22 protein-coding genes and 1 pseudogene are annotated in these 23001 nt (G+C 61.5%); 9 read left to right on the top strand and 14 right to left on the bottom strand.

What is annotated here, in order from left to right:
• Positions 1 to 2: 2 nt before the first annotated feature.
• Entirely contained in the window at positions 3 to 1145 is a 1143-nt protein-coding gene (locus K5K89_RS17175) for an efflux RND transporter periplasmic adaptor subunit (RefSeq protein ID WP_058424858.1), read from the bottom strand.
• A 288-nt stretch (positions 1146 to 1433) separates the two neighbouring features.
• Between K5K89_RS17175 and K5K89_RS17170 the strand changes: the two genes are divergently transcribed.
• The 4 genes from K5K89_RS17170 to K5K89_RS17155 all read left to right on the top strand — a co-directional run bounded on the left by K5K89_RS17170 (position 1434) and on the right by K5K89_RS17155 (position 5146).
• Positions 1434 to 2135 carry a response regulator transcription factor gene (locus K5K89_RS17170; RefSeq protein WP_058424857.1) on the top strand — a complete coding sequence of 234 codons (702 nt, stop codon included), beginning with the start codon at positions 1434 to 1436 and terminating at the stop codon, positions 2133 to 2135.
• Positions 2136 to 2138: 3 nt separating this feature from the next.
• On the top strand, positions 2139 to 3440 hold the full coding sequence (locus tag K5K89_RS17165) for an ATP-binding protein (RefSeq protein WP_071490616.1): 1302 nt from the start codon (positions 2139 to 2141) through the stop codon (positions 3438 to 3440).
• A gap of 58 nt (positions 3441 to 3498) precedes the next feature.
• Positions 3499 to 4269 (top strand): class I SAM-dependent methyltransferase, encoded by a 771-nt coding sequence (locus tag K5K89_RS17160; protein ID WP_222539877.1) that lies wholly within the window; start codon positions 3499 to 3501, stop codon positions 4267 to 4269.
• 91 nt (positions 4270 to 4360) lie between these two features.
• Positions 4361 to 5146 (top strand): sulfite exporter TauE/SafE family protein, encoded by a 786-nt coding sequence (locus K5K89_RS17155; protein ID WP_222539876.1) that lies wholly within the window; start codon positions 4361 to 4363, stop codon positions 5144 to 5146.
• A gap of 84 nt (positions 5147 to 5230) precedes the next feature.
• On the opposite strand, the gene K5K89_RS17150 is transcribed toward K5K89_RS17155, so the two are convergent.
• Positions 5231 to 6472, bottom strand: a complete 1242-nt coding sequence (locus K5K89_RS17150) for an acyl-CoA dehydrogenase family protein (RefSeq protein ID WP_222539875.1) — start codon at positions 6470 to 6472, stop codon at positions 5231 to 5233.
• Positions 6473 to 6725: 253 nt separating this feature from the next.
• Between K5K89_RS17150 and sfnG the strand changes: the two genes are divergently transcribed.
• Positions 6726 to 7811, top strand: coding sequence for a dimethylsulfone monooxygenase SfnG (gene sfnG / locus K5K89_RS17145; protein ID WP_071490612.1), 1086 nt, complete (start codon positions 6726 to 6728; stop codon positions 7809 to 7811).
• Between the two features lie 43 nt (positions 7812 to 7854).
• Here sfnG and K5K89_RS17140 read toward each other — a convergent pair.
• A pseudogene (locus K5K89_RS17140) lies at positions 7855 to 8298 on the bottom strand (GNAT family N-acetyltransferase); the annotation flags it as partial.
• A 94-nt stretch (positions 8299 to 8392) separates the two neighbouring features.
• On the opposite strand from K5K89_RS17140, the gene K5K89_RS17135 reads away from it, so the two are divergent.
• Together K5K89_RS17135 and K5K89_RS17130 are read left to right on the top strand one after the other, a co-directional pair.
• Positions 8393 to 9979, top strand: coding sequence for a RimK family protein (locus K5K89_RS17135; RefSeq protein ID WP_261400672.1), 1587 nt, complete (start codon positions 8393 to 8395; stop codon positions 9977 to 9979).
• Between the two features lie 7 nt (positions 9980 to 9986).
• Positions 9987 to 10925, top strand: coding sequence for a magnesium transporter CorA family protein (locus K5K89_RS17130; protein ID WP_222539873.1), 939 nt, complete (start codon positions 9987 to 9989; stop codon positions 10923 to 10925).
• A 28-nt stretch (positions 10926 to 10953) separates the two neighbouring features.
• Here the strand turns inward: K5K89_RS17130 and map are convergent, their stop codons facing one another.
• Positions 10954 to 11709 (bottom strand): type I methionyl aminopeptidase, encoded by a 756-nt coding sequence (gene map / locus K5K89_RS17125; RefSeq protein WP_071490608.1) that lies wholly within the window; start codon positions 11707 to 11709, stop codon positions 10954 to 10956.
• Positions 11709 to 11909 carry a ParD-like family protein gene (locus K5K89_RS17120; protein ID WP_222539872.1) on the bottom strand — a complete coding sequence of 67 codons (201 nt, stop codon included), beginning with the start codon at positions 11907 to 11909 and terminating at the stop codon, positions 11709 to 11711. The genes map and K5K89_RS17120 overlap by 1 nt, the downstream gene beginning before the upstream one ends.
• A gap of 273 nt (positions 11910 to 12182) precedes the next feature.
• Between K5K89_RS17120 and ilvA the strand changes: the two genes are divergently transcribed.
• Entirely contained in the window at positions 12183 to 13205 is a 1023-nt protein-coding gene (ilvA, locus tag K5K89_RS17115) for a threonine ammonia-lyase, biosynthetic (RefSeq protein ID WP_222539871.1), read from the top strand.
• Positions 13206 to 13439: 234 nt separating this feature from the next.
• Positions 13440 to 13709: a DUF1652 domain-containing protein gene (locus K5K89_RS17110; protein WP_071490607.1), complete on the top strand. Its 270-nt coding sequence runs from the start codon at positions 13440 to 13442 to the stop codon at positions 13707 to 13709.
• On the opposite strand, the gene K5K89_RS17105 is transcribed toward K5K89_RS17110, so the two are convergent.
• The 9 genes from K5K89_RS17105 to K5K89_RS17065 form a co-directional block, all read right to left on the bottom strand.
• Entirely contained in the window at positions 13706 to 14104 is a 399-nt protein-coding gene (locus tag K5K89_RS17105) for a hypothetical protein (RefSeq protein ID WP_222539870.1), read from the bottom strand. The two genes, K5K89_RS17110 and K5K89_RS17105, sit on opposite strands and share 4 nt — an antisense overlap.
• Before the next feature lie 78 nt (positions 14105 to 14182).
• Positions 14183 to 14452: a DUF2790 domain-containing protein gene (locus K5K89_RS17100; protein WP_092249050.1), complete on the bottom strand. Its 270-nt coding sequence runs from the start codon at positions 14450 to 14452 to the stop codon at positions 14183 to 14185.
• An 87-nt stretch (positions 14453 to 14539) separates the two neighbouring features.
• Complete coding sequence (locus K5K89_RS17095; protein WP_093127651.1) at positions 14540 to 15478, bottom strand: carbohydrate kinase family protein; 939 nt, start codon at positions 15476 to 15478, stop codon at positions 14540 to 14542.
• Between the two features lie 12 nt (positions 15479 to 15490).
• Positions 15491 to 16972, bottom strand: a complete 1482-nt coding sequence (gene xylB / locus K5K89_RS17090) for a xylulokinase (protein ID WP_222539869.1) — start codon at positions 16970 to 16972, stop codon at positions 15491 to 15493.
• A 78-nt stretch (positions 16973 to 17050) separates the two neighbouring features.
• Positions 17051 to 18532, bottom strand: coding sequence for a mannitol dehydrogenase family protein (locus K5K89_RS17085; protein ID WP_222539868.1), 1482 nt, complete (start codon positions 18530 to 18532; stop codon positions 17051 to 17053).
• Positions 18533 to 18550: 18 nt separating this feature from the next.
• On the bottom strand, positions 18551 to 19654 hold the full coding sequence (locus K5K89_RS17080; RefSeq protein ID WP_071490601.1) for an ABC transporter ATP-binding protein: 1104 nt from the start codon (positions 19652 to 19654) through the stop codon (positions 18551 to 18553).
• 22 nt (positions 19655 to 19676) lie between these two features.
• Positions 19677 to 20507 carry a carbohydrate ABC transporter permease gene (locus K5K89_RS17075; RefSeq protein WP_222539867.1) on the bottom strand — a complete coding sequence of 277 codons (831 nt, stop codon included), beginning with the start codon at positions 20505 to 20507 and terminating at the stop codon, positions 19677 to 19679.
• A 10-nt stretch (positions 20508 to 20517) separates the two neighbouring features.
• Positions 20518 to 21408, bottom strand: a complete 891-nt coding sequence (locus tag K5K89_RS17070) for a carbohydrate ABC transporter permease (RefSeq protein WP_071490600.1) — start codon at positions 21406 to 21408, stop codon at positions 20518 to 20520.
• 91 nt (positions 21409 to 21499) lie between these two features.
• Positions 21500 to 22783: an ABC transporter substrate-binding protein gene (locus K5K89_RS17065; protein ID WP_371858640.1), complete on the bottom strand. Its 1284-nt coding sequence runs from the start codon at positions 22781 to 22783 to the stop codon at positions 21500 to 21502.
• Between the last annotated feature and the right edge of the window lie 218 nt (positions 22784 to 23001).

The following is a 23001-nucleotide window of genomic DNA, read 5'->3' as shown; positions in this document are numbered from 1 at the left end:
GGTTATTCCTTTACGAGCGGGCTGTCGTCCACTTCAACTTTTTCACCGGGGCGCGCGTGCTGCAGGCCTTCGACGATGATGCGGTCACCGGCTTTTAGGCCGCTGCTGACGATCCAGCGATCGTTGACCACCGCGCCCAACTCCACCGGCTGCTGGCTCACGGTCTGCTCGGCGTCCAGCAGCAAGACCATCGGGATACCGGCGCTGTCACGGGTGATGGCGCGTTGCGGCACGCTGATGCCTTGCTTGTCGACGGCTTGCTCCAGGCGCACCCGTACAAAGCTGCCGGGCAGCAGGTCGAGGTCCGGGTTGGGGAACTCGCTGCGCAGGATGATCTGCCCGGTGCCCGGGTCGACGCTGATCTCGGCGAACAGCAACTTGCCCGGCAGTGGGTACAGGCTGCCGTCGTCCTCGATCAGGGTGGCCTTGGCCTGGTCCTGGCCGACTTGCTTCAGGCTGCCGGCACGGAAGGCACGGCGCAGGTCGTTCAGCTCGCGGTTGGACTGGGTCAGGTCGGCATGGATCGGGTCCAGTTGCTGGATGATCGCCAGCGGCGTGGCCTCGTTCTGCCCGACCAGCGCGCCTTCCGTCACCAGCGCCCGGCCGATGCGCCCGGAAATCGGTGCGGTCACAGTGGCATAACCCAGGTTCAAGCGGGCGCGTTCCACGGCTGCCTTGTTGGCGGCCACTTCGGCGTTGGTCTGGCGTACGGCGGCGCGGGCGTTGTCGTAGTCCTGGCCGCTGATGGCGTTGCCTTCCACCAATTGGCTGTAGCGCTGCTCCTGCAGGCGCGCCTTGAACGCATCCGCCTCGGCCTTGCTCAGGTTGGCCTGGGCGCTGTCGAGGTCGGCCTTGAAGGGCGCGGGGTCGATGCGAAACAGCACGTCACCCTGTTTCACGTCATGGCCTTCCTTGAACACCCGTTGCATCACCACCCCGGCGACCCTTGCGCGCACTTCGGCGATGCGCGGCGCGGCAATGCGCCCGCTCAGTTCGCTGCTGATCGACAGGGGCTTGGCTTCCAGGGTTTCGATGCGCACTTTGGCCAGGGGCATTTGCGGCGCTTCGGCGGCGGAGTCGCCACACGCGCTCAGGGCCAGGGTGAGGGCCAGCAGGCAAAATGGCGCAAACAGATTCTTCGACATGCTCTTATCCCAATATTGACTGGCGCATCCTAAAGTCACCTGCGCCGTGGTGCTGTGAAGCTGTGTAGCTCGTGTGTGAAGAAATGTAAGGTGCGGCGCGCGGGGCGCCGGGGGCGTATATCCTTGCACAATCCTGCAAACATGGAGATGCCATGTGGGAGGGGGCTTGCCCCCGATAGCGGTGTATCAGTCGAAATACGCTTCACTGAGCCACCGCTATCGAGGGCAAGCCCCCTCCCACATGGGATTTGTGTACGACCAACAACTGTATTTTCTGGAAACACCTTTATGCCCAACATCCTCCTGGTGGAAGACGACGCCGCACTCTCCGAGCTGATTGCCAGCTACCTGGAACGCAATGGCTACCACGTCAATGTGCTCAGCCGTGGCGACCATGTCCGTGAGCGCGCACGCCTGAACCCGCCGGACCTGGTGATCCTCGACCTGATGCTGCCCGGCCTCGACGGCCTGCAGGTGTGCCGCCTGCTGCGTGCCGACTCGGCGGGCCTGCCGATCCTGATGCTCACCGCCCGCGATGACAGCCACGACCAGGTGCTGGGCCTGGAAATGGGCGCCGACGACTACGTGACCAAGCCCTGCGAGCCACGTGTACTGCTCGCCCGTGTGCGCACCTTGCTACGTCGCAGCAGCCTGTCCGAGCCCCAGGTGGCCAACGACCAGATCATCATGGGCAACCTGTGCATCGACCTGTCGGAGCGCACCGTGACCTGGCGCGATCAGGCGGTGGAGTTGTCCAGCGGCGAATACAACCTGCTGGTGGTGCTGGCGCGGCATGCCGGTGAAGTGCTCAGCCGCGACCAGATCCTGCAACGCCTGCGCGGCATCGAGTTCAACGGCACCGACCGCTCGGTGGACGTGGCCATCTCCAAGCTGCGTCGCAAGTTCGACGACAACGCCGGCGAGGCGCGCAAGATCAAGACGGTGTGGGGCAAGGGCTACCTGTTCAGCCGTTCCGAGTGGGAATGCTGAGCCATGTTTCGTGTATTGCTGCGCCTCTACCTGATCACCATCGTCACCTACAGCCTGGCGATCTATTTGATCCCTTCGTTGGTGATCCAGCTGTTCGAACACCGCTACATGAACTACAACATCGAGCAGACCCGCGGCCAGCAAAAGCTGATCGTCAAGCAATATCAGCGGGCGCCGGTAGAGCGTTGGTCACAGGTGACCGAGCAACTGGGCCGCGATTTTGCGCCGCTGAAAGTGCAATTGCTGTTGCGCCAGGACGCCAGCTACACCCCGGCGGAAGAACAGCTGCTGGAGCAGGGCAAGTCGGTGGTGCGCCTGGGCGAATGGGGCTGGATGGAGCAGATCAGCTCGCCGATCAATGAGCAGTTCGTGGTCAAGCTGACCATTCCGCCCGACCCCATGGACATGAACGTGCTGTATTGGGCGATCAACGTGCTGATCGTCGCCGCGCTGCTGGCCTGCCTGCTCATATGGCTGCGTCCGCACTGGCGCGACCTGGAACGCCTGAAAAGCACCGCCGGGCAACTGGGCCAGGGTAACCTGGCCGAACGCACCGGTCTTCCGGCCAGTTCCAGCATCGGCAGCCTGGCGTCGGTGTTCGACGCCATGGCCGACGACATCGAGCACCTGCTCAACCAACAGCGCGATCTGCTCAACGCCGTTTCCCATGAACTGCGCACACCGCTCACGCGCCTGGATTTCGGCCTGGCCCTGGCGTTGTCCGAAGATTTGCCCGAGGCCAGCCGCGAACGCCTGCACGGCCTGGTAGCACATATCCGCGAGCTGGATGAGCTGGTGTTGGAGCTACTGTCCTACAGCCGCCTGCAAAACCCGGCGCAACTGCCAGAGCGGGTCGAGGTGGTGCTCGATGAGTTTATCGACAGCGTGCTGGGCAGCGTCGACGACGAACTGGAAAATCCCGAGATCGTCATCGATGTCGCGCTCGACTGTGCCGTGGAGCGCTTCAGCCTCGACCCGCGCCTCACCGCCCGCGCTTTGCAAAACCTGCTGCGCAACGCCACACGTTACTGCGACAAGCGCATTCAGGTCGGCGTAAAGGTCTGCGCCAAGGGGTGTGAAATCTGGGTGGACGATGATGGCATCGGCATCCCGCTTGACCAGCGTGAACGCATCTTCGAACCGTTCTACCGCCTGGACCGCAGCCGTGATCGCGCCACCGGCGGTTTCGGCCTGGGCCTGGCCATCAGCCGACGCGCCCTGGAAGCCCAGGGCGGCACCTTGACGGCGTTGGCGTCGCCATTGGGCGGGGCGCGGTTCCGAGTGTGGTTGCCCACTGTCGATTAGAAAATTGGCCAGGGAAGGCGCACACTATTCCCCCGCTTTACCCGAGGAGAGATTGGCAATGACTGGTGTGCACACGTCTGCTCAACAAGGTTTCTCTACCCAGGCCGTCACCTATGCCCAGGGGCGGCCGGATTATCCGAGGCAACTCACCGGCTGGCTGGCCGACACATTGCGCATCAGCGCGCAGTCCAGCGTGATTGACCTGGGCGCCGGCACTGGCAAGTTCACCCGCTTGCTCAGCGCCCTGGCACCGACCCTGATCGCGGTCGAGCCGGTGGCGGCGATGGGCGCGCAGTTGACCCGACTGATGCCGGAGGTGCGTCTGCTCAATGGCACCGCTGAATCCATCCCGTTGCCAGCCGCCAGCGCCGATGCAGTGGTGTGCGCCCAGGCCTTCCACTGGTTTTCCACCGAGGCGGCCCTGGCGGAAATCCATCGCGTGCTCAAGCCCGATGGTCGCCTTGGCCTGGTGTGGAATGTGCGAGACGAATCGGTGGATTGGGTCGCCGCGATCACCGACATCATCACCCCGTACGAGGGCGATACGCCGCGCTTTCATACCGGTCGCTGGCGTGACGCGTTCAGCGGCAAGTATTTTTCCCAGCCCGAAGTCACCTGTTTCCCCTATAGCCATGTCGGCAGTCCTCAAGAGGTGATCATGGATCGCTTTCTCTCGGTGAGCTTTATTGCCGCGCTGGACGATGAGCCCAAGGCCCGCGTTACCGCGCAATTGCAGGCGCTGATCGACACCCATCCGGCGTTGAAGGGGCGGGATACCGTGGCCTTTCCGTATCAGACCCAGGCTTATGTCTGTCATCGACTGGCCTAAAAGGCATAAAGTCAGATCATATTGGTATAAGTCGTTATAAGAAAAATCGCTATCCTGCGGCCAGAAATTTATAAGGCCGCAGGTAGCTGTAATGGATGTGGGTAATGTTGGTTTCGTGGTTGCCGGCCTGATCGTGGGTTTTATCGTGGGCATGACCGGTGTGGGCGGCGGTTCGTTGATGACGCCGATCCTGTTGTGGTTCGGCATCAACCCGGCCACTGCCGTGGGTACCGACCTGTTGTACGCAGCTATCACCAAGTCCGGTGGCGTGCTGGTGCACAGCAAGAACAAGAACATCGACTGGACCATCACCGGCTGGCTGACCCTGGGCAGCGTGCCGGCGGTGTTGCTGACGTTGTGGTTTCTGGCCAGCCTGCATACTGACCCCAGCGCCATGAATGCAGTGATCAAGCAGGCGCTCGGTGTGGTGCTGCTGCTGACGGCGTTGGCGATTCTGTTCAAGAAAAGCCTGTTGGCGTTTGCCCAGCGGCATGCGGGCGACAGCTATCACATGAGCCCGCGCAACCTGAATGCGCTGACGGTGGTGACAGGGGCGATCCTCGGCACCATGGTGGCGCTGACCTCCATTGGCGCGGGTGCGCTGGGGACGGTGGCGTTGTTTATTCTGTATCCGTTCCTGGCCACGCGGCGGCTGGTGGGGACTGAGATTGCGCATGCGGTGCCGCTGACTCTGGTAGCCGGGTTGGGGCATGCCAGCATGGGCAATATGGATTGGCATCTGCTCGGGTTTTTGTTGATGGGGTCGTTGCCGGGGATCTATATCGGTAGTCATATGACGGGGAAGTTGCCGGATGGGGTGCTGCGGCCGTGTTTGGCGGTTATGCTCATGGCTATTGGCTATAAACTGGCTTTCTGATTGGGGGCACATCCGTTGTTTAGGTAACGGCTATTTAGGGTTTCGCCATCACCTAAATAACGGATATACACACAGTCAAAAACCTCAACCCACTACGCCAGGCCCATTCCCAATCTGCCAGACAAACGGCGGCTCAGCCCCATTGACCACCCAATCCCCCACAATCCGCGCCTTGTAAATCAGCGGATTATGCGACGACACCGTCCGCGCATTCCGCCAATGCCGATCCAGCGCCTTACCCTGGCGCACATCCGAAGCCCCCAGCGCATTAAACAACTCGCTGGTCGCTCGCTGAATCAACGACGACACCACCACCTGTGCGGTAGCCGACTCAATCTCGGCCGCCACATTGGCTTCGCGCTCTACCGCATCATCGCCCCCGAATCGCGCCACATACGCCCGTTGCGCGGGCAGTGTCGCCTTCAGCGCGCTCGCTTCGGCGGCATACACCAGTGCCGCCACTTCACCCACCACCTGCTGAATCTGCGCATCCTGGCTGACATGCGCCGCATTGCCATGGCTGTAGATGCGCTTGCGGCTGCGCACCTGATGCGCCACATCGCGCAGTGCCGCACGGCCGATACCCGCCAAGGTGGCCAGCAGCACCAGTTGGTAGAACGCGGTCTGGTATTTGAAGCGCGTGGCAAAGTCGATGACGTTATCCGCGTCCACCACCGCATCGGTAAAGCGTGACGTGCCGCTGCCAGTGGTGCGCTGGCCAAAGCCATCCCAGTCGTCACTGTGCTCCACGCCAGGCTGACGGGCGCGGGTCGCGGCGATCACGTCGCCACCGGTGTCGCTGCGTTGGGCGTACACATCGATCCAGTCGGCGAAGATGCTGCCGGTGCTATAGAACTTTTCTCCGTTGAGCTTCCAGTGGTCACCGTCGGGGCTGACCTGGGTGACCACGTCGCCAATGGCCACGTTGCCGATCTCGGTCCAGGCACAGCCGACGATATCGCCGTCCACAAATCGCTTGAACCACACATCGCGTCCGGCGCCGGGCGGTGCATTCAGGCGGTCTTCGGCAAAGGCGAAGTGCCCGCGCAGGGCCTGGGGCACGTTGGAGTCGGCTTCGGCCAGTTCGATCAGCAATTCGAACAACTGCGGCAGTGACGCGCCGCCACCGCCATATTCCACCGGTACGCGCACCGCGCCAAACCCCGCCTCCTTGAGCCATTGGATCGGCTCATGGGGCAGGGTGCGGCTGTGTTCGCGCGCTACGGCGCCTTCGGCGATGCGCTGGAAGATCGGGCGAAAGCGTGACGCCAGCGTGGGGTAGTCGACGCCGGTGGACAGCGGGTTGATGACGTGATGTTCGGTCATGGCGAGGCTCCTGGGCAGTGATCGATGCAGAGGCGATTGCACAGTCCGTGCCGGGTGCCGGGGCGCGTATTTCCGGGGAAAAACAGCGGGTCACTGTTGCCCTGGCAACAGCGGATCGACAAACCAGCGCAATCCAAAACACTGGCGACGCCATAGGGTCGTTGACCCAAGCCGCCTGGCCTGGGCGTTTCGCCGGCCTGGCACGCTTGCTGCTCAAGCCCTGGTACATCCCTTTTGTGCGAGGTACCGTCCGATGACTCAACACGCCGTGAAATTTGCCTACTGGGTGCCCAACGTCAGCGGTGGGCTGGTGGTCAGCAAAATCGAGCAACGCACCCACTGGGGCATCGACTACAACCGCAAGCTGGCGCAACTGGCCGAGGCTGCCGGCTTCGAGTACGGCCTCACCCAGATCCGCTTCACCGCCGGCTACGGCGCCGAAAACCAGCATGAGTCCGTGGCATTCAGTCATGCGTTGCTGGCTGCGACCACCAAGCTCAAGGTGATCGCCGCGATCCTGCCCGGCCCGTGGCAGCCGGCACTGGCGGCCAAACAATTGGCAACCATCGACCAGCTCACCAATGGCCGTATCGCGGTGAATATCGTCAGCGGTTGGTTCAAGGGTGAGTTCCAGGCCATTGGCGAACATTGGCTGGAGCACGACGAGCGTTATCGCCGCTCCGAAGAGTTCATCCGCGCCCTCAAGGGCATCTGGACCCAGGATGACTTCACCTTCAAGGGCGACTTCTACCGCTTCAACAACTACACCCTCAAGCCCAAGCCGCTGGGCCAGCCCGAAGTATTCCAGGGCGGCAGCTCGCGGGCGGCGCGGGACATGGCGGCGCGGGTGTCGGACTGGTACTTCACCAACGGCAACACCCCGGAAGGCATCAAGGCCCAGGTCGACGACATCCGTGCCAAGGCGGCAGCCAATAACCACTCGGTCAAAGTCGGCGTCAACGCCTTTGTGATCGCCCGCGACACCGAGGAAGAAGCGCGCGCCGTGCTGGCGGAGATCATCGACAAGGCCGACCCGGAAGCGGTGAATGCCTTCGGCGATGCGGCGAAACAGGCCGGCAAGGCGTCGCCGGAGGGAGAGGGCAACTGGGCCAAATCCAGCTTCGAGGACCTGGTGCAGTACAACGATGGCTTCAAGACCAACCTGATCGGCACGCCGCAGCAGATCGCCGAGCGCATCGTTGCGCTCAAGGCGGTGGGGGTGGACCTGGTACTCGCCGGGTTCCTGCACTTCCAGGAAGAAGTCGAATACTTCGGCAAGCGCGTGTTGCCGCTGGTGCGAGAGCTTGAAGCCAAGGCGGCAATCAAACAGGTGGCTTGATCCGTGCGAGCTTGATCCGTGCAAGTAGTGAGCGGGCTTGCTACAGGTGTTTTTCCAGGCGCAGGGCGGGAGTGTGGTCTTCGTAGTAGTCGTTGATCAGGGCAAAGCGCCGATAACCGTTGCGCTCATAGAGGTTGAGGGCGCCGGGGTTGTCGGTGCGTACTTCCAGACGTATGCAGGTGTAGCCCTGTGCCACGGCGATAGCTTCCACGCCGTTCAGCAACTGCTTGCCCAAGCCAATGCCGCGTGCATGCTCGGCAATGGCAATCGAATACAGGCGCGCCGAGCAGGCGCCCCGACGAAACAACACCAGCGCATAGCCGAGTAACTGCCGGTCATTTTCCGCCACCAGCAACTGGCCGTGGGCGCGGCTGACCATCCACTGGAAACTGCGCGATGACAGCCGGTCGCTGCTGAAACAGCGCTGTTCCAGTGCCACCAGTTCAGACACATCGTTGGAGGTTGCAACGCGAAAGCAAAGAGCCATATGACCGCCGTAAAAGTTGCGTAACGAAACGGGACTTCTCTAAATGATCGTGCTTAATAGAAAAGGTCGAGTTCTCTAAAGCGGATCAACTATTATGTCGGCGGTACAAGGTCATTGGCGTGAAGTATCGGAGCAAACAGTCGCGACGACAATAACTGACAAGGGTTATTTTCTCGCCCCCCTCAAAGGAACCCGTCAAGTCGTGATCATTGTCGAGCGCAAGGAAGATTGGGCCTCCTACTTCCCCAGCGAAGACATCGTCACCGCCCAGGAGTACCTGGAACAGACCCGGGAAACCGAGACTGGCAAGCGTGTGCAGGTGATCAACCTGTGCCGCAGCTACAAGTACCTGGGGCACGGTTATTACTGCTCGCTGCTGGCCGAAGCCCGCGGGCACAAGGTGATTCCGTCGGTGCGCACCATCAGCGAACTGACGAAGAAGTCGCTGTACGGGCTGGCCCTGGACGACCTGGATAAAACCCTCGATAAAGCCTTGAGTCATCATCTTTACAGCAATACCGAAGGCTTTACCCTGACACTTTACTTCGGCCGGACCAATATAGAACCGTTGCAGGACCTGGCCCGTCAGTTATTTGAAGCGTTCCCGTGTCCCATCCTGTTAGTTGATTTCAAAAGGAATAACGGCTGGCATATCGAAGGGATCAAGTCCGGTGTATTGCACAAGTTGCGCGATGACCAGGAAGATCAATTCGCCCATGCGCTGGATAACTTCAGCCGCAAGATCTGGCGCCAGCCGCGCTCACGTCGCCTGGCCCGTTATGACCTGGCCATCCTGCACGATCCTCAGGAACAGTTGCCGCCGTCCAACGCCAAGGCATTGGATAATTTCATCCGCGTGGGCAAGGGCCTGGGCATCGATGTGGAGTTGATCGAGCGCAAGGACTATTCGCGCCTGGCCGAGTACGACGCCTTGCTGATCCGCGAAACCACCAGCGTCGACAACCACACCTACCGTTTTGCCAAGAAAGCCGAAAGCGAAGGCCTGGTGGTGATGGACGATCCGGCGTCGATCCTGCGCTGTACCAACAAGGTCTACCTCACCGACTTGCTCAACAGCCACCAACTGGGCATGCCCGCCACCGAGATTCTGTACAAGGAACGACCGGAAGACTTCGAACGGGTCGGCGAGCGCCTGGGCTTCCCGCTGGTGCTGAAGATCCCTGACGGATGCTTTTCCCGAGGCGTGATCAAGGTGGAAAGCCAGGAGGCTTTGCTCAAGGCCACCGCCGAGTTGTTCGAGCATTCGGTGCTGTTGCTGGCCCAGGAATTCTTCTACACCGAGTACGACTGGCGCATCGGCGTGCTCAACCGCAAGCCGATCTTTGCCTGCCAGTACTTCATGTCCAAGGGCCATTGGCAGATCTACAACCACAAGGCCATCGGCCAGGACATCAACGGTGAATGCCGCACCCTGGCGGTCCATGAAGCGCCCAGGGCAGTGGTGGAGCTGGCGGTGAAGACCGCCAACCTGATCGGCGATGGCCTCTACGGCGTCGACCTCAAGCAGTCCGGTGACAAGGTGGTGGTGATCGAGGTCAACGACAACCCCAACCTGGATGCGGGCATCGAGGATGCGTACTTGCAGGACGACTTGTATGGCCTGGTGCTGGAGGAGTTCGTGCGACGCCTGGAGTTGAAACGTCAGGGCCAGGTCTGGTGACCCGGCGATGATCCAGCGTTTCGACCTGACCGATGGCAAGCTGCAGGGCGGGGAGAGTGACGCAGCCCCGGTCATGTTGTTCAACAACCCTGACCTGCCCGAACGTGAGTGGCTGCGCGACCACCACAAGCTGGACGAACACGCCCTGGCCTCGGCCCTGGACCCGGACGAAGTCTCGCGTATCGAATTTCACCCCGACAATCTGTTCCTGATCTGGAAACGGCCGGAGAACTACTCCGGCGGCGGCAACCTGGTGTTCGAAGTGTCGTCCTGCGGCCTGCTGTTTTCTCCCAGCCGCCTGCTGGTGATCGCCACCGACGAAACCCCGCTCAGCGGCCTGGGCAAGCGCCGTCCACTGCACACGCCGCTGGATGTGCTGCTCGATCTGTTGCTCAACAACATCCACCATTACCTCGGCCACCTGAAGGTGATCAAGCTGGTCGCCCGCGAGTTGCAGCAGCAGTTCAATGCGTCCATGAGCAACCACCACCTGATGCAGATGTTCAACCTCAGCGAGAGCCTGATCTATTACATCAACGCGCTGCACAGCAACGGGGCGGTGTTGTCGCGGTTGCGCAACCACGCGGAAAAGGAACATTTCAGCGCCGAGATCATCGGGCTGATCGATGACCTGATCATCGAGAACCACCAGTGCTACAAGCAGGCGGAGATCTATTCCAACGTGTTTTCCGGCCTGATCGATGCGCGCGGCAACCTGATGAACAACAGCATGAACAACCTGTTGCGCAAGCTCACGCTGATCAACGTGGTGTTCCTGCCGCTCAACCTGATTGCGAGCATCGGCGGCATGTCGGAGTTCAGCATGATGACGGCGGGGACGCCGTGGTGGGTGTCGTATCCGTTGTTCCTGCTGGTGATGGGGCTTGGGGCGGGGTTGATGGTGTTGGGGCTGAAGCGGATAGCGGGCGGCGCCAATGTGGTATGAACACCGGCTCCTACAGGGGTTGTGTCGTTCAGGCGCCGGGTTGCAAGGTCAAGACCTCGAACCCATCCGCCGTCACCGCCACGGTATGTTCCCACTGCGCCGACAGGCTGTTGTCCTTGGTGACCACCGTCCAGCCATCCTTGAGGCTGCGTACTTTCGAGCTGCCCTGGTTGAGCATCGGCTCCACGGTAAACACCATGCCTTCACGCAGTTCCAACCCGGTGCCGGGACGGCCGAAGTGCAGGACCTGCGGTTCTTCATGCATCTGTCGGCCAATGCCGTGGCCGCAATACTCGCGCACCACGCTGTAGCCGTTGGCCTGCGCGTGGCTCTGGATCGCGTGGCCGATATCCCCCAGGCGTGCGCCGGGCTTGACCTGGCGAATGCCGGCCCACATCGCTTCAAAAGTCTGTTCCACCAGGCGCCGGGCCTTGGGCGCGACGGTGCCGATCATGTACATCTTGCTGGAGTCGGCGATAAAGCCGCCTTTTTCCAGGGTGATGTCGATGTTGATGATATCGCCGTCCTTGAGGATGTCCTTGGCGCTGGGCATGCCGTGGCACACCACCTCATTGATCGAGGTGTTGATGCAGAAGGGGTAGTCGTACTGGCCCAGGCTCGCCGGGCGGGCCTTGAGGTCATTGCGGATGAAGGCTTCGACGGCGGCGTCCAGCTCCAGGGTGGAGCGACCGGCGGCGACAAAACCGTCGAGCATGGTGAAAACCTGGGCCAGCAGGCGTCCGGATTCACGCATCACCGCTAGTTGTGCGGCAGTCTTGATCATCAACTGCGCCCCCGGATCAGGTCGGGCTTGTCCAACAGCAGTTTGTTGATCAGCTCGTTGTAGCGCAGCTGCGGATTGAGTTCGGCGAGCAGCCCGATCTTGATCCAGAATTCGGCCTGGGCGTTGATGGAGCGGTCCATCGCGGCGCTGGCCAGGCGCAGTTGTTCGTGCAATTGGTCGGTGATCTTGACGATGCCCATGGTGTTCACTGTGTGGTGGCAATATACAAAGCGTATATGTTTCGTATGTCGACAGTAAACCCCTGGGCGCCAAATGGCGCTTGACCATTGACTTGCCCGCAGGCCGCCGGTTAGTTTCGTCACATGACATTTCAAGCCTTTCGCAGCCAGCCAAGCATTATTACCGCCATTCCTCATTTGGCGGGATAGCGCACGGCTGTACCCAAACCCGCCCTAGAGGCGGGTTTTGTTTTTCCGTCTCCAGGGTTTCTGACAAAAAGCCAGGAGACACCCATGAGCACCTGCACCGCGCCTCACACCGCCGACCCGGGACTGCTTGAGCATTACGTGAAGAAGATTCTTGCCGCCCCGGTATACGACCTGGCGGTGCGCACGCCGTTGCAGGCGGCCCCGGCCCTGTCGGCGCTGCTGGGTAACCAGGTGTTGCTCAAACGCGAAGACCTGCAACCGACCTTTTCCTTCAAGATTCGCGGCGCCTACAACAAGCTGGTGCAGCTTACGCCTGAGCAAAAAGCCCGTGGCGTGGTGACCGCGTCGGCGGGTAATCACGCCCAGGGTGTGGCCCTGGCGGCACGGGAACTGGGGATCGAGGCACGCATTGTAATGCCCGCCAGCACCCCGGAACTCAAGGTGCAGGGCGTGCGTTCACGCGGCGCCGAAGCGGTGCTGCACGGCGCGAGCTTCCCGTTTGCCCTGGCCCACGCGCTGCAGTTGGCCGAGTGGTCCGGGTGCACCTTTGTTTCGCCCTTCGATGACCCGGACGTGATCGCCGGCCAAGGCACCGTCGCCATGGAGATCCTGCGCCAGCAGCAAGGGCCACTGGACGCGATCTTCGTGCCGGTGGGCGGTGGTGGCCTGATCGCCGGCGTCGCCGCCTACGTCAAATACCTGCGGCCCGAGGTGCGCATCATTGGCGTCGAGCCCGAAGGTTCCAGCTGCCTGTTGGCGGCACTGCGGGCCGGTGAACGGGTGATACTACCCAGCGTCGACGGGTTTGCCGACGGCACGGCAGTGGCGCAGGTCGGCGCGTATGGCTTCGAGATCTGCCGCGACTGGGTGGATGAAGTCATCACTGTCAGCAACGACGAACTGTGCAGCGCCATCAAGTTGATCTACGACGACACGCGGTCCATCACCGAGCCTTCCGGTGCGTTGGCGGTAGCGGGCATCCGCCACTACGTGGCCCGTCATCAATTCCGCGGGCATACCCTGGTGGCGATCAACTCCGGGGCGAACATCAACTTCGATAGTTTGCGACATGTTGCTGAAAGGGTGGCTGCACAGGGCGCCGTTTAACTTGAAGCCCAGGGTTAAACGATTAATCGCAGCGGTTCGACGACGATTCCGTCGACACTGTTCAACCTCTATAACAACGCACAGTGCTTATGAGGAAAGGTTACAACGAGGGCCGTTTTTGCCGAGTAGGCTTGGGAGTTACAAGCGTCTGCCAGGGTCGGCAAGACGTGGCGGGCACGCGCCTGCCAGGTTCATGACAATCTGTTGGCAGTCTCAGAAAAGGAGAGGTTGACCATGCTTTCGGAACTAGAGCTTCGCAGCATCATTGAAGGAAGTTTCCTGCCTAAACGGTGCGAATGCACCAAAGCCGAAGATGCCTCGCTGACGATCAAGATCTATGACGACCGTGACCGTGACCGGGTGGATTTGGAAGTCAAAGGTATCAACGCGGACAAACTCGACAGCAGTCGAGCGATTTGCAACCTGATTGCCGGGTTGCGCGAAGACCTCAAGCACACCCATGCACCCGCCCTGCAACGCGCGGGAGGGCGCAGCTTCTATTAGCTTGACGCTTGAGTATGAGGGACCGAAGACCTGTGGGCCTGGATAAACGCCAGGCCCAATACGGTTTCTGTTGCCACCGCCAGCAGGATGCCTGGCCCCGCATTGCCCTTGATCCACTCGCCAAACCCCAATAGCGCCAGCACCAGGCACCCGGCGACAAACCCGGTGGTCAGGGCGCGGCGCGTGTCTGAAGGAGGCGCGTGACGGGCGCGGTAGAACATGATGCCGATGCCCAGGAAGAGCGCGGCGTTGCGGCGCGACACCATCCCGGTGGCGTTGGAATACTCCACGCTCCACAACCACAGCAGCAGGTCGGGACGCAGGCCCCAGACCAGTGCGAGGGCGAAGCACAGCAGGGCGGTGAAGGTGGCGAGGGTACGGAAGTTCAAGCGCATGGCGAATCCTTTCAGCCTTATGACAAGCCCGCAAGCGTACGCCTATTTGTGCGAGCCTGGCTCTATTGTTTCAACGCCTCAGTTCTGGAAGTCGCAGGCTTCGGACATTTTTCGGTAGCTCACGTCTTCTACCTTGCCTGCTTTATCCAGGAACTTGATATCCGCCTTGATGACCTTGCACTCATCGGTCGGGGTTTCGTTCATGGCCAGCACCTTGTCGATATTCATCGGCAGGCCGTAGTGGTAAGGCACGGGTTTGACGGCGGCTGTTTGATCGTCGGCCTGGGCCAGGCCAGACGCAGCCGCCAGTGCAAGGGTGGCACCGAGCATCAACGTGCGCAGTTTCATGGTGTTTCTCCGCAACAAGTGAGTACAACTTCACTCTCGGCTTGCGGGATTAACCATCGATTAAAGTTTGCCTGGCTGACAAAAGCTTCATCCAAGCTGATGGCGATAGGGCAGGTCCGGCCCGGTCTTGCCGCAGGTCATCGCCGCGGCGCGAATGGCAAAGCCCAGCATGACGTCGATCTGTGCCCGCGTGAGCTGTTGCAGGCCCTCTACCGAGTCAAGCTGCTGCTCGGTCAGCCAGGCAATCAACGCCGCCTGGAAGGTGTCGCCGGCCCCCACCGTGTCGGCCATCACCACCTTGACTGCCGGTTGCGACCAGTTGCCGTGCTGGCGGCTGAACACACTGGCACCGTCGCCGCCACGAGTGAGGAACACCAATTGGCAACGGTGTTGCAGCCAGCCCTGCAGCACGCTTTCCGGCGACTGGTCCGGGTAGAGCAGGTGCAGGTCTTCGTCGCTGACCTTGATCAGGTCGGCATGCTTGACCAGCTCCGCCACGCGGTCGCGCCACAGCTGGATGTCCGGCTGCGGGTTGAGGCGCACGTTGGGGTCGAGGCTGATCAGGCGTTTGCCGCTTTCGCGCTTGACCAGGTTCAGCAGGGTGTCGCCAATCGGCTGCACCACCAGGGAAAACGAGCCGATATGCAGGCCGCGAATGTCAGCCCCCAACGCGGGCAGGTGGGCGACTTCCAGCAGGCGGTCGGCGCAGCCTTCGCCTCGGAAGTTGTACTGCGGTGAGCCATCGGCACCCACGGCGACCATCGACAGGGTGGTCGGCGCGGCGAACTCCACCAGGAACCGCTCGCTCACGCCTTCATCCTTGAGCACCTGCAATAAGCGGCGGCCAAGGAAGTCGGTGGACAAGCCGCCGAACAACCCGGCCTCGATACCCAGGCGGCGCAGGCCTACCGCCACGTTGAACGGCGAACCGCCGGCAATCGCCTTGTAGTTGACCTTGGAAGCCTGCCCGCTGGCATCTTCCTCGCTGAAGAAATCAAACAGCGCTTCACCACACACCAGATACATAGTCGTTCGCTCTTAAAGGGTTGCCACGAGTTGTTGATAGCGCTCGTAAGCCTGCTGGTAGGCGCCTACGCTGCCCGCCACCGGCAGGGTCCGGCTGGCGGGGTCGACGCTTACGCATTTGTCGCACAGGCTGGCCAGCGCTTCGCCGGACTGGCACCACGCCGCCTGGATCGCCGCGCCCAGGGCCGCGGCTTCGCTTTGTTCGGTGCAGACCACTTCGGTATTCATGATGTCGGCCACCATCTGCCGCCACACCGGGCTCTTCGAGCCGCCGCCGATCAAGCGGATGCTCTGGCTTTGCAGGCCGGTCTCGCGCAGCAGGTCGAGGCCGTAGCGCAGGCCGAAGGTGGTGCCCTCGACCACGGCGCGGCACAGGTTGGCGCGGCTCAGGTTGGTCATGGTCAGGCCGTGCAGGCTGCCGGTGGCGTGGGGCAGTGCGGGTACACGCTCACCGTTGAGGAATGGCAGCATGCTCACGCCGTCGGCGCCGATGGGCGCCTGATCGACCAGGGTGTTGAACGCGGCCAGGTCGAGGTCGAACAGCTCGCGCATGACCCCGGTGGCGTTGGTCAGGTTCATGGTGCAGATCAATGGCAACCAGCCGCCGCTGGATGAGCAAAACGTCGCGACCGAAGCCTGGGGGCTGACGTTGGGTTGGTCAGCAAATGCATACACGGTGCCCGATGAACCCAGGCTCATGGTGATCACGCCGGCCGCGATATTACCGGTGCCAATGGCGCCCATCATGTTATCGCCGCCGCCGCTGGACACGATGGCGTTGGGGTTGATGCCCAGGCGTTCGGCGATGGCCGGCAGGATCGTGCCGACGCTTTGATCCGCTTCGATCAACGCCGGCAGCGCCGCTTCAAGGCGGCCGCTGGGATCGATGTGCTTGAGCAGGTCCACATCCCATTCACGGCTGCGCACATTGAAGTAGCCGGTGCCGGACGCATCGCCGTATTCCGCGACGGCCTCACCGGTGAGCCAATAGTTGAGGTAGTCGTGGGGCAGCAGGATATGCGCAATGCGCGCGAACAGGTCCGGGTGCTGTTCGCGGGTCCACAGTAGCTTGGACACGGTATAACCCGGTGCAATCGCCACGCCGAGGCGTTCCAGCGAGCCGTTCTCACCGCCCAGATAGGCCAGCAGGCGCTCGTTTTCAGGCGTGGTTTCGGTGTCGCACCACAACTTGGCCGGGCGCAATACCTCACCGTGTTCATCCAGCAGCACCAAGCCATGTTGCTGGCCGGACACGCCGATACCGAGGATATCCTGGCCGTCCACACCGGCCTGTTGCAGGGCGCGGTGGGTGGCCTCGGTGAAGGCGTCCAGCCATTCCTGGGTGTGCTGTTCGCGGCGGCCATTGGCGCCGCTGATCAGGGTGTGCGCCGCAGCGCCGAGGCCCAGTACCCTGCCGCTGGAGGCGTCAAGAACGATGGCCTTGGTGCCTTGGGTGCCGCAGTCGATGCCGAGAAACAGGTTTTGCTGGGTCATGAGGGGGTGCTCAGCAGTTTATTGTTCGAGTTGGCAATGCATTCCAATGTGGAAGGGGGCAAACCCCCTCCCACATGTTTAAGTCGGTTTCTTCAGGAGATGCTCCAGGGTTTTGGTCACGCCGTGATCACGCAAGCTTGCATAACACCGTTCGAACGCTGCCACAAACTCGGCCGACTTGGGAATAGCCGTGCCAAAAATCTCTTCCACCCCCAGCAGGCGCTTGCTGATCAGTGCATCGTCACTCACCAGTCCCTGGCAGAACTCGGCACGCGGGTCGGGGATCTTGTAGCTCACGCCATGCTCATCCACGCCTTTCAGGTACAACGCCCAGGCCGCCACCACCAGCGCCGCACGCTCCGTCTCGCGCCCATCGGCAATCAACCGGTTGATGGTCGGCACGGTGAACTTGGGAAACTTCGACGAGCCATCGGAACACACGCGCTCCAGTTGATCGGCAATCGCCTGGTTGGAGAAGCGGTCTACCAACGTCTGCTTGTACTCCGTCAGGTCGATGCCCGGCACCGGCGCCAGGTTCGGCGTGACGTCCAGGTCCATATAGGCGCGCATGTAGGCTACGAACAGCGGGTCATTCATGGTCTCGTGCACAAACCGATAACCCTTGAGAAAACCCAGGTAGGTCAACGCCAGGTGGCTGCCGTTGAGCAGGCCGATCTTCATTTCTTCATAGGGCGTAACGTCATCGGTGAACTGCACGCCGACCTTTTCCCAGGCCGGGCGCCCGTTGACGAATTTGTCTTCCAGCACCCACTGCACAAAGGGTTCGCACACCACCGGCCAGGCGTCGTCGATACCGTGCTCGTCATGCAATTGCAGGCGGTGGGCGGTGCTGGTCATCGGTGTGATGCGGTCGACCATGGCATTCGGGAAGCTCACGTTGGCCTTGATCCAGTCGTGCAGCTCGGCATTGTGCAGCGCCGCGAACGCCAGCAGGGCCTTGCGGGTCACGGCGCCGTTGTGCGGCAGGTTATCGCAGGACATCACGGTAAACGCCGGGGTGCCGGCGGCGCGGCGCTGGGTCAACGCGGCGCAGATAAAGCCGAACACGGTTTTCGGTGCGCTCGGGTGCGCCAGGTCGTGCTGGATCTGCGGCAGGTGGGCCATGAACTCGCCGTTGCTGTCGTCGATGCAGTAGCCGCCTTCGGTGATGGTCAGCGAGACGATGCGAATGGCCGGGTCGGCCAGTTTGTCGATCAGCGCCTGGGCGCCGTCTTCGGCCAGCAGCATGTCGCTGATCGAGCCGATCACCCGCACCTCGGTGTCATCGGTGTCGCCCAGTTCGTACAGGGTGAACAGGTAGTCCTGGCCCGCCAGGTCGTCGCGGGCCTTGCGGTCCTCGGCACGCAGGCCGACGCCGCAGATGCTCCAGTCCAACCCTTCGCCAGTGTTCATCAGCGCATCGGTGTAATACGCCTGGTGCGCACGGTGAAAACCGCCGACGCCGATATGGGCGATGCCCTGGGTGGTGCTGGCAATGGCATAGGTGGGCAGCTTCACTTGCGGTGCCAGCTGGGTGAGGTTGTGTTTATTCAGTTTCATCAGTTCAATCTCGCGAAATCAGGCGGCAGCGCGCAGTGGGCGGGCCACGGCCACGCCATCGGTGTCGAACAGATGGCAGTGCGCCGGGTCCAGGTGCAGGTGCAGCGTCTCGCCGTACTGGCTGGCCATGTCGCCACGGATGCGCATGGTCAGCGGCTCGCCATTGGCGGTGATGACGTGGCAGAAGGTGTCGCTGCCCAGGCGCTCGCCGACGTCGGCGGTGACGGTCAGGGTGGTTTGGCCGGGCGTGGCGATTTCCAGGTGCTCCGGGCGAATGCCCAGGGTCACCGCGCTGCCGGCGCTCAGGGTGGCGCTGCTCAACGGCAGGTTGATGGTGGTGCCGGCATCCAGTTGCACTTCACAGCCCTGGCCTTCGACGCGGGTGACCTTGCCTTTGAGGAAGCCCATCTTCGGTGTGCCGAGGAAACCCGCCACGAACAGGTTGGCCGGCTGGTGGTACAGCTCCAGCGGCGAGCCGACCTGCTCGATACGGCCACTGTTGAGTACCACCACTTTGTCGGCCAGGGTCATGGCTTCGACCTGGTCGTGGGTCACGTAGATCATGGTCGCTTGCAGTTCTTTATGCAGGCGCGCCAGTTCCAGGCGCATCTGCACGCGCAGGGCGGCGTCGAGGTTGGACAGCGGTTCGTCGAACAGGAAGATCTTCGGGTTACGCACAATTGCCCGGCCAATGGCCACACGCTGGCGCTGGCCGCCAGACAGTTGCTTGGGCTTGCGCTCCAGCAATGGCCCAAGTTCCAGGATGCGCGCCGCTTCGCTGACTTTGCTTTCCACCAGTTTCTTGTCGACACCGGCCAGGTCGAGGGCAAACGACATGTTCTTGCGCACGCTCATGTGCGGGTACAGCGCGTAGGTCTGGAACACCATGGCCAGGTCGCGCTTGGCCGGGGTTACTTCGGTGATGTCGCGCCCGTCCAGTTCGATGGTGCCTTCGCTGACTTCTTCCAGGCCAGCGATCAGGCGCAGCAGCGTGGATTTACCGCAGCCCGAGGGGCCGACGAACACCACGAATTCCTTGTCGTTCACTTCCAGGTCGATGCCCTTGATGATGGAAAAGCCTTCGAAGCCTTTTTGCAGATTCTTGATTTTCAGGTTGGCCATGAGGGGCCTCCGCTAGGAATTATTATTTAACGGCGCCGAAGGACAGACCGCGCACCAGCTGTTTCTGGCTGATCCAGCCAAAGATCAGGATCGGCGCGCAGGCCAGGGTCGACACGGCGGACAATTTGGCCCAGAACAGCCCTTCGGGGCTGGAGTAGGAGGCGATCAGCGCGGTCAGCGGCGCGGCGGCGGACGAGGTCAGGTTCAGCGACCAGAACGCCTCGTTCCAGCACAGTATCAGCGACAGCAACACGGTTGACGCCAGGCCACCCTTGGCAATCGGCAGCAGTACGCGGACCATTTCCTGCCACAGGGTGGCGCCATCCAGGCGGGCGGCTTCGAGGATGTCCTTGGGGATGTCCTTGAAGTAGGTGTAAACCATCCAGACCACAATTGGCAGGTTGATCAGGGTGTAGATGATGATCAGCGCGATGCGTGTATCCAGCAGGCCGAAGCTCTTGGCCAGCAGGTAGATCGGCATCAGCACGCCCACCGGCGGCAGCATCTTGGTCGACAGCATCCACAGCAGCGTGCCTTTGGTGCGCTGGGTTTCGTAGAACGCCATGGAGTAGGCGGCCGGCACCGAGATCAGCAGGCACAGGGCGGTGGCGCTGAAGGCGATCAGCACCGAGTTCCACGCATAACTGAAGTAGTTGCTGCGCTCGTTGATGTGCAGGTAGTTCTCCAGCGTCGGCGTGAAGATGAACTGCGGCGGCGTGGCGAACGCATCGATCTCGGTCTTGAAGCTGGTCAGCACCATCCAGAAGATCGGGAAGAAAATCAGGATCGCGATGGCCCAGGCCAGGGTGCCGAGCAACAGGCTTTGCAGGCGGCGGGATTGTTGAAGCGTCATGGCGCGGCCCTCAAGGCTTGTCAGTCAGGTTTTTGCCGATCATCCGCACCAGGATGATCGCCGCGATATTGGCGATGACCACGGCAATCAAGCCGCCGGCCGAGGCCATGCCCACGTCGAACTGCACCAGCGCCTGGTTGTAGATCAGGTACGCGAGGTTGGTCGAGGCGTAACCGGGGCCGCCGTTGGTGGTGGTGAAGATTTCGGCGAACACCGAGAGCAGGAAGATCGTTTCGATCATCACCACCACGGCAATCGGCCGGGCCAGGTGGGGCAGGGTCAGGTGCCAGAAGATCGCGATGGCGCCGGCACCGTCCAGGCGCGCAGCTTCCTTTTGTTCCTGGTCGAGGGACTGCATGGCGGTCATCAGCAGCAGGATCGCAAAGGGCAGCCATTGCCACGACACGATGATGATGATCGACAGCAACGGGTAGTGCGCCAGCCAGTCCACCGGCTCGGCGCCGAACAGCTTCCACACGGCAGCGAGAATCCCCGACACCGGGTGGAAAATCAGGTTCTTCCAGATCAGCGCGCCGACGGTAGGCATGATGAAGAACGGCGAGATCAGCAGCACCCGCACCAGGCCACGACCGAAAAACTCACTGGCTTCGAGCAGGGCACTGATCAACACACCGAACACCACACTGATCAGCAGCACGCTGCCCACCAGCAACAGGGTATTGGTGGCGCCGGGCAGGAAGCCCGAGTCGGTCACGAAGTAAGCGAAATTTTCCAACCCCACGAACTCGTTTTCACCGGGGTAGAGCAGGTTGTAGCGGATCAGCGAAAAGTACAGGGTCATGCCCAGCGGCACGATCATCCACAGCAGCAGCAAGGCCACCGAGGGGCTGACGAGGAACCAGCCGGGGTTGGCCAGGCGGTTTTTGGCGGGTGTATTCATTAGGGTCAAGACCAGTCAGATACGAATCGGAGCGCGGTCAATGTGGGTGGGGGCTTGCCCCCTCCCACATTTGACTGTGGGTGGGGCTGGCTTATTTGGGGTAGCCCGCCCGCTTCATCTCACGCTCGGTGGTGGTCTGCGCGGCGGTCAAGGCTTGATCCACTGTCTGCTGACCGGTCAGCGCGCCCGAGAAGAACTTGCCGACCTGGGTGCCAATCGCCTGGAACTCAGGAATGGTCACCAACTGGATACCGATATACGGCACCGGCTTGAGCGTCGGTTTGGTCGGGTCCGCGACTTTCAACGATTCCAGCGTCACCTTGGCAAACGGTGCGGCTTTCATGTACTCGTCGCTGTAGGTCGACTTGCGCGTGCCTGGCGGTACGTTGGCGACGCCGTCGGTCTTGGCGACCAAGGCACCATATTCCTTGGAGGTGGCCCAGCTGGTGAACACCTTGGCGGCGTCCTTCGCCTTGGAACTGGTCGGGATCGCCAGGCTCCAGGAGTACAGCCACGACGTACCTTTGTCGGTCTTTTCATGAGGGGCAAAGGTGAAGCCGACATGGTCAGCCACTTTGCTCTGGGTCTTGTCGGTGACGAACGAGCCGGCCACGCTGGCATCCACCCAGATCGCGCACTTGCCGCTGTTGAACAGCGCCAGGTTTTCGTTGAAACCGTTGCTGGAAGCGCCCGGCGGGCCGGATTTCTTCATGTTGTCGACGTAGAAGTTCAGCGCGTCCTTCCATTCAGGGCCGTTGAATTCCGGCTGCCATTTCTCATCGAACCAGCGCGCCCCGTAGCCGTTGGCCAGGGTGGTGATCAGCGCCATATTCTCGCCCCAACCGGCTTTGCCGCGCAGGCACAGGCCGTATTGCTCTTTGCTCTTGTCGGTGAGTTTGCTGGCGAATTCGCCGATCTGGGTCCAGGTCGGGTGCTCGGGCATGGTCAGCCCGGCGTCCTTGAACAGATCGGTGCGGTAATAGGTGATCGAGCTTTCGGCGTAGAACGGCAGGGCGTACAGCGAGCCTTTGACGGACAAACCGTCACGTACTGAAGGGAAGACATCGTCGAGGTCGTAGGACGCCGGCAGATCCTTCATCGGCTCCAGCCAACCCTTGGCGCCCCACAGTGCAGCTTCGTACATGCCGATGGTCAATACATCGAACTGCCCACCCTGGGTGGCGATGTCGGTGGTCAGGCGCTGGCGCAGTACGTTTTCTTCGAGCACCACCCAGTTCAGCTTGATCTCCGGATGCTCGGCCTCGAAGGTTTTCGAGAGCTTTTGCATGCGGATCATGTCGCTGTTGTTGACGGTGGCAATGGTCAGGGTCTGCGCGCCAAAGCTGACGGCGCTGAGGGTCATGCAGGTGGTCATGCAGGTAGAGACGAGCAGTGCTTTTGCTGTGAACTTCATCGCGCACTCCATTTCCGCGCCCAGGGGGCTACGGAAGGACAGTTATTGTTGTTGTGTCTTCCTACAAGGAGTCAGGAAGAGTGTGCGTCGATTACAGCCTTGAAACGGCGATGTGACAAATCCTTGGGAGCACTAGGACTGATACTTTTTTGCACTTGAGTTCAGGTGGGTGCTTGAAG

It is taken from the genome of Pseudomonas sp. DR208 (assembly GCF_019823005.1).
Taxonomy (GTDB): Bacteria; Pseudomonadota; Gammaproteobacteria; order Pseudomonadales; family Pseudomonadaceae; genus Aquipseudomonas; species Aquipseudomonas extremorientalis.
Note: the sequence above shows the minus strand (reverse complement) of the source record. Positions and strands in the feature narration are given on the sequence as shown.

What these genes read in the sequence shown, in the direction of transcription:
- K5K89_RS17175 (WP_058424858.1), bottom strand. Translation starts at nt 1,145, where the DNA reads ATGTCGAAGAATCTGTTTGCGCCATTTTGCCTGCTGGCCCTCACCCTG.
- K5K89_RS17170 (WP_058424857.1), top strand. Translation starts at nt 1,434, where the DNA reads ATGCCCAACATCCTCCTGGTGGAAGACGACGCCGCACTCTCCGAGCTG.
- K5K89_RS17165 (WP_071490616.1), top strand. Translation starts at nt 2,139, where the DNA reads ATGTTTCGTGTATTGCTGCGCCTCTACCTGATCACCATCGTCACCTAC.
- K5K89_RS17160 (WP_222539877.1), top strand. Translation starts at nt 3,499, where the DNA reads ATGACTGGTGTGCACACGTCTGCTCAACAAGGTTTCTCTACCCAGGCC.
- K5K89_RS17155 (WP_222539876.1), top strand. Translation starts at nt 4,361, where the DNA reads ATGGATGTGGGTAATGTTGGTTTCGTGGTTGCCGGCCTGATCGTGGGT.
- K5K89_RS17150 (WP_222539875.1), bottom strand. Translation starts at nt 6,472, where the DNA reads ATGACCGAACATCACGTCATCAACCCGCTGTCCACCGGCGTCGACTAC.
- sfnG (WP_071490612.1), top strand. Translation starts at nt 6,726, where the DNA reads ATGACTCAACACGCCGTGAAATTTGCCTACTGGGTGCCCAACGTCAGC.
- K5K89_RS17135 (WP_261400672.1), top strand. Translation starts at nt 8,393, where the DNA reads ATGTCGGCGGTACAAGGTCATTGGCGTGAAGTATCGGAGCAAACAGTC.
- K5K89_RS17130 (WP_222539873.1), top strand. Translation starts at nt 9,987, where the DNA reads ATGATCCAGCGTTTCGACCTGACCGATGGCAAGCTGCAGGGCGGGGAG.
- map (WP_071490608.1), bottom strand. Translation starts at nt 11,709, where the DNA reads ATGATCAAGACTGCCGCACAACTAGCGGTGATGCGTGAATCCGGACGC.
- K5K89_RS17120 (WP_222539872.1), bottom strand. Translation starts at nt 11,909, where the DNA reads ATGGGCATCGTCAAGATCACCGACCAATTGCACGAACAACTGCGCCTG.
- ilvA (WP_222539871.1), top strand. Translation starts at nt 12,183, where the DNA reads ATGAGCACCTGCACCGCGCCTCACACCGCCGACCCGGGACTGCTTGAG.
- K5K89_RS17110 (WP_071490607.1), top strand. Translation starts at nt 13,440, where the DNA reads ATGCTTTCGGAACTAGAGCTTCGCAGCATCATTGAAGGAAGTTTCCTG.
- K5K89_RS17105 (WP_222539870.1), bottom strand. Translation starts at nt 14,104, where the DNA reads ATGCGCTTGAACTTCCGTACCCTCGCCACCTTCACCGCCCTGCTGTGC.
- K5K89_RS17100 (WP_092249050.1), bottom strand. Translation starts at nt 14,452, where the DNA reads ATGAAACTGCGCACGTTGATGCTCGGTGCCACCCTTGCACTGGCGGCT.
- K5K89_RS17095 (WP_093127651.1), bottom strand. Translation starts at nt 15,478, where the DNA reads ATGTATCTGGTGTGTGGTGAAGCGCTGTTTGATTTCTTCAGCGAGGAA.
- xylB (WP_222539869.1), bottom strand. Translation starts at nt 16,972, where the DNA reads ATGACCCAGCAAAACCTGTTTCTCGGCATCGACTGCGGCACCCAAGGC.
- K5K89_RS17085 (WP_222539868.1), bottom strand. Translation starts at nt 18,532, where the DNA reads ATGAAACTGAATAAACACAACCTCACCCAGCTGGCACCGCAAGTGAAG.
- K5K89_RS17080 (WP_071490601.1), bottom strand. Translation starts at nt 19,654, where the DNA reads ATGGCCAACCTGAAAATCAAGAATCTGCAAAAAGGCTTCGAAGGCTTT.
- K5K89_RS17075 (WP_222539867.1), bottom strand. Translation starts at nt 20,507, where the DNA reads ATGACGCTTCAACAATCCCGCCGCCTGCAAAGCCTGTTGCTCGGCACC.
- K5K89_RS17070 (WP_071490600.1), bottom strand. Translation starts at nt 21,408, where the DNA reads ATGAATACACCCGCCAAAAACCGCCTGGCCAACCCCGGCTGGTTCCTC.
- K5K89_RS17065 (WP_371858640.1), bottom strand. Translation starts at nt 22,783, where the DNA reads ATGACCACCTGCATGACCCTCAGCGCCGTCAGCTTTGGCGCGCAGACC.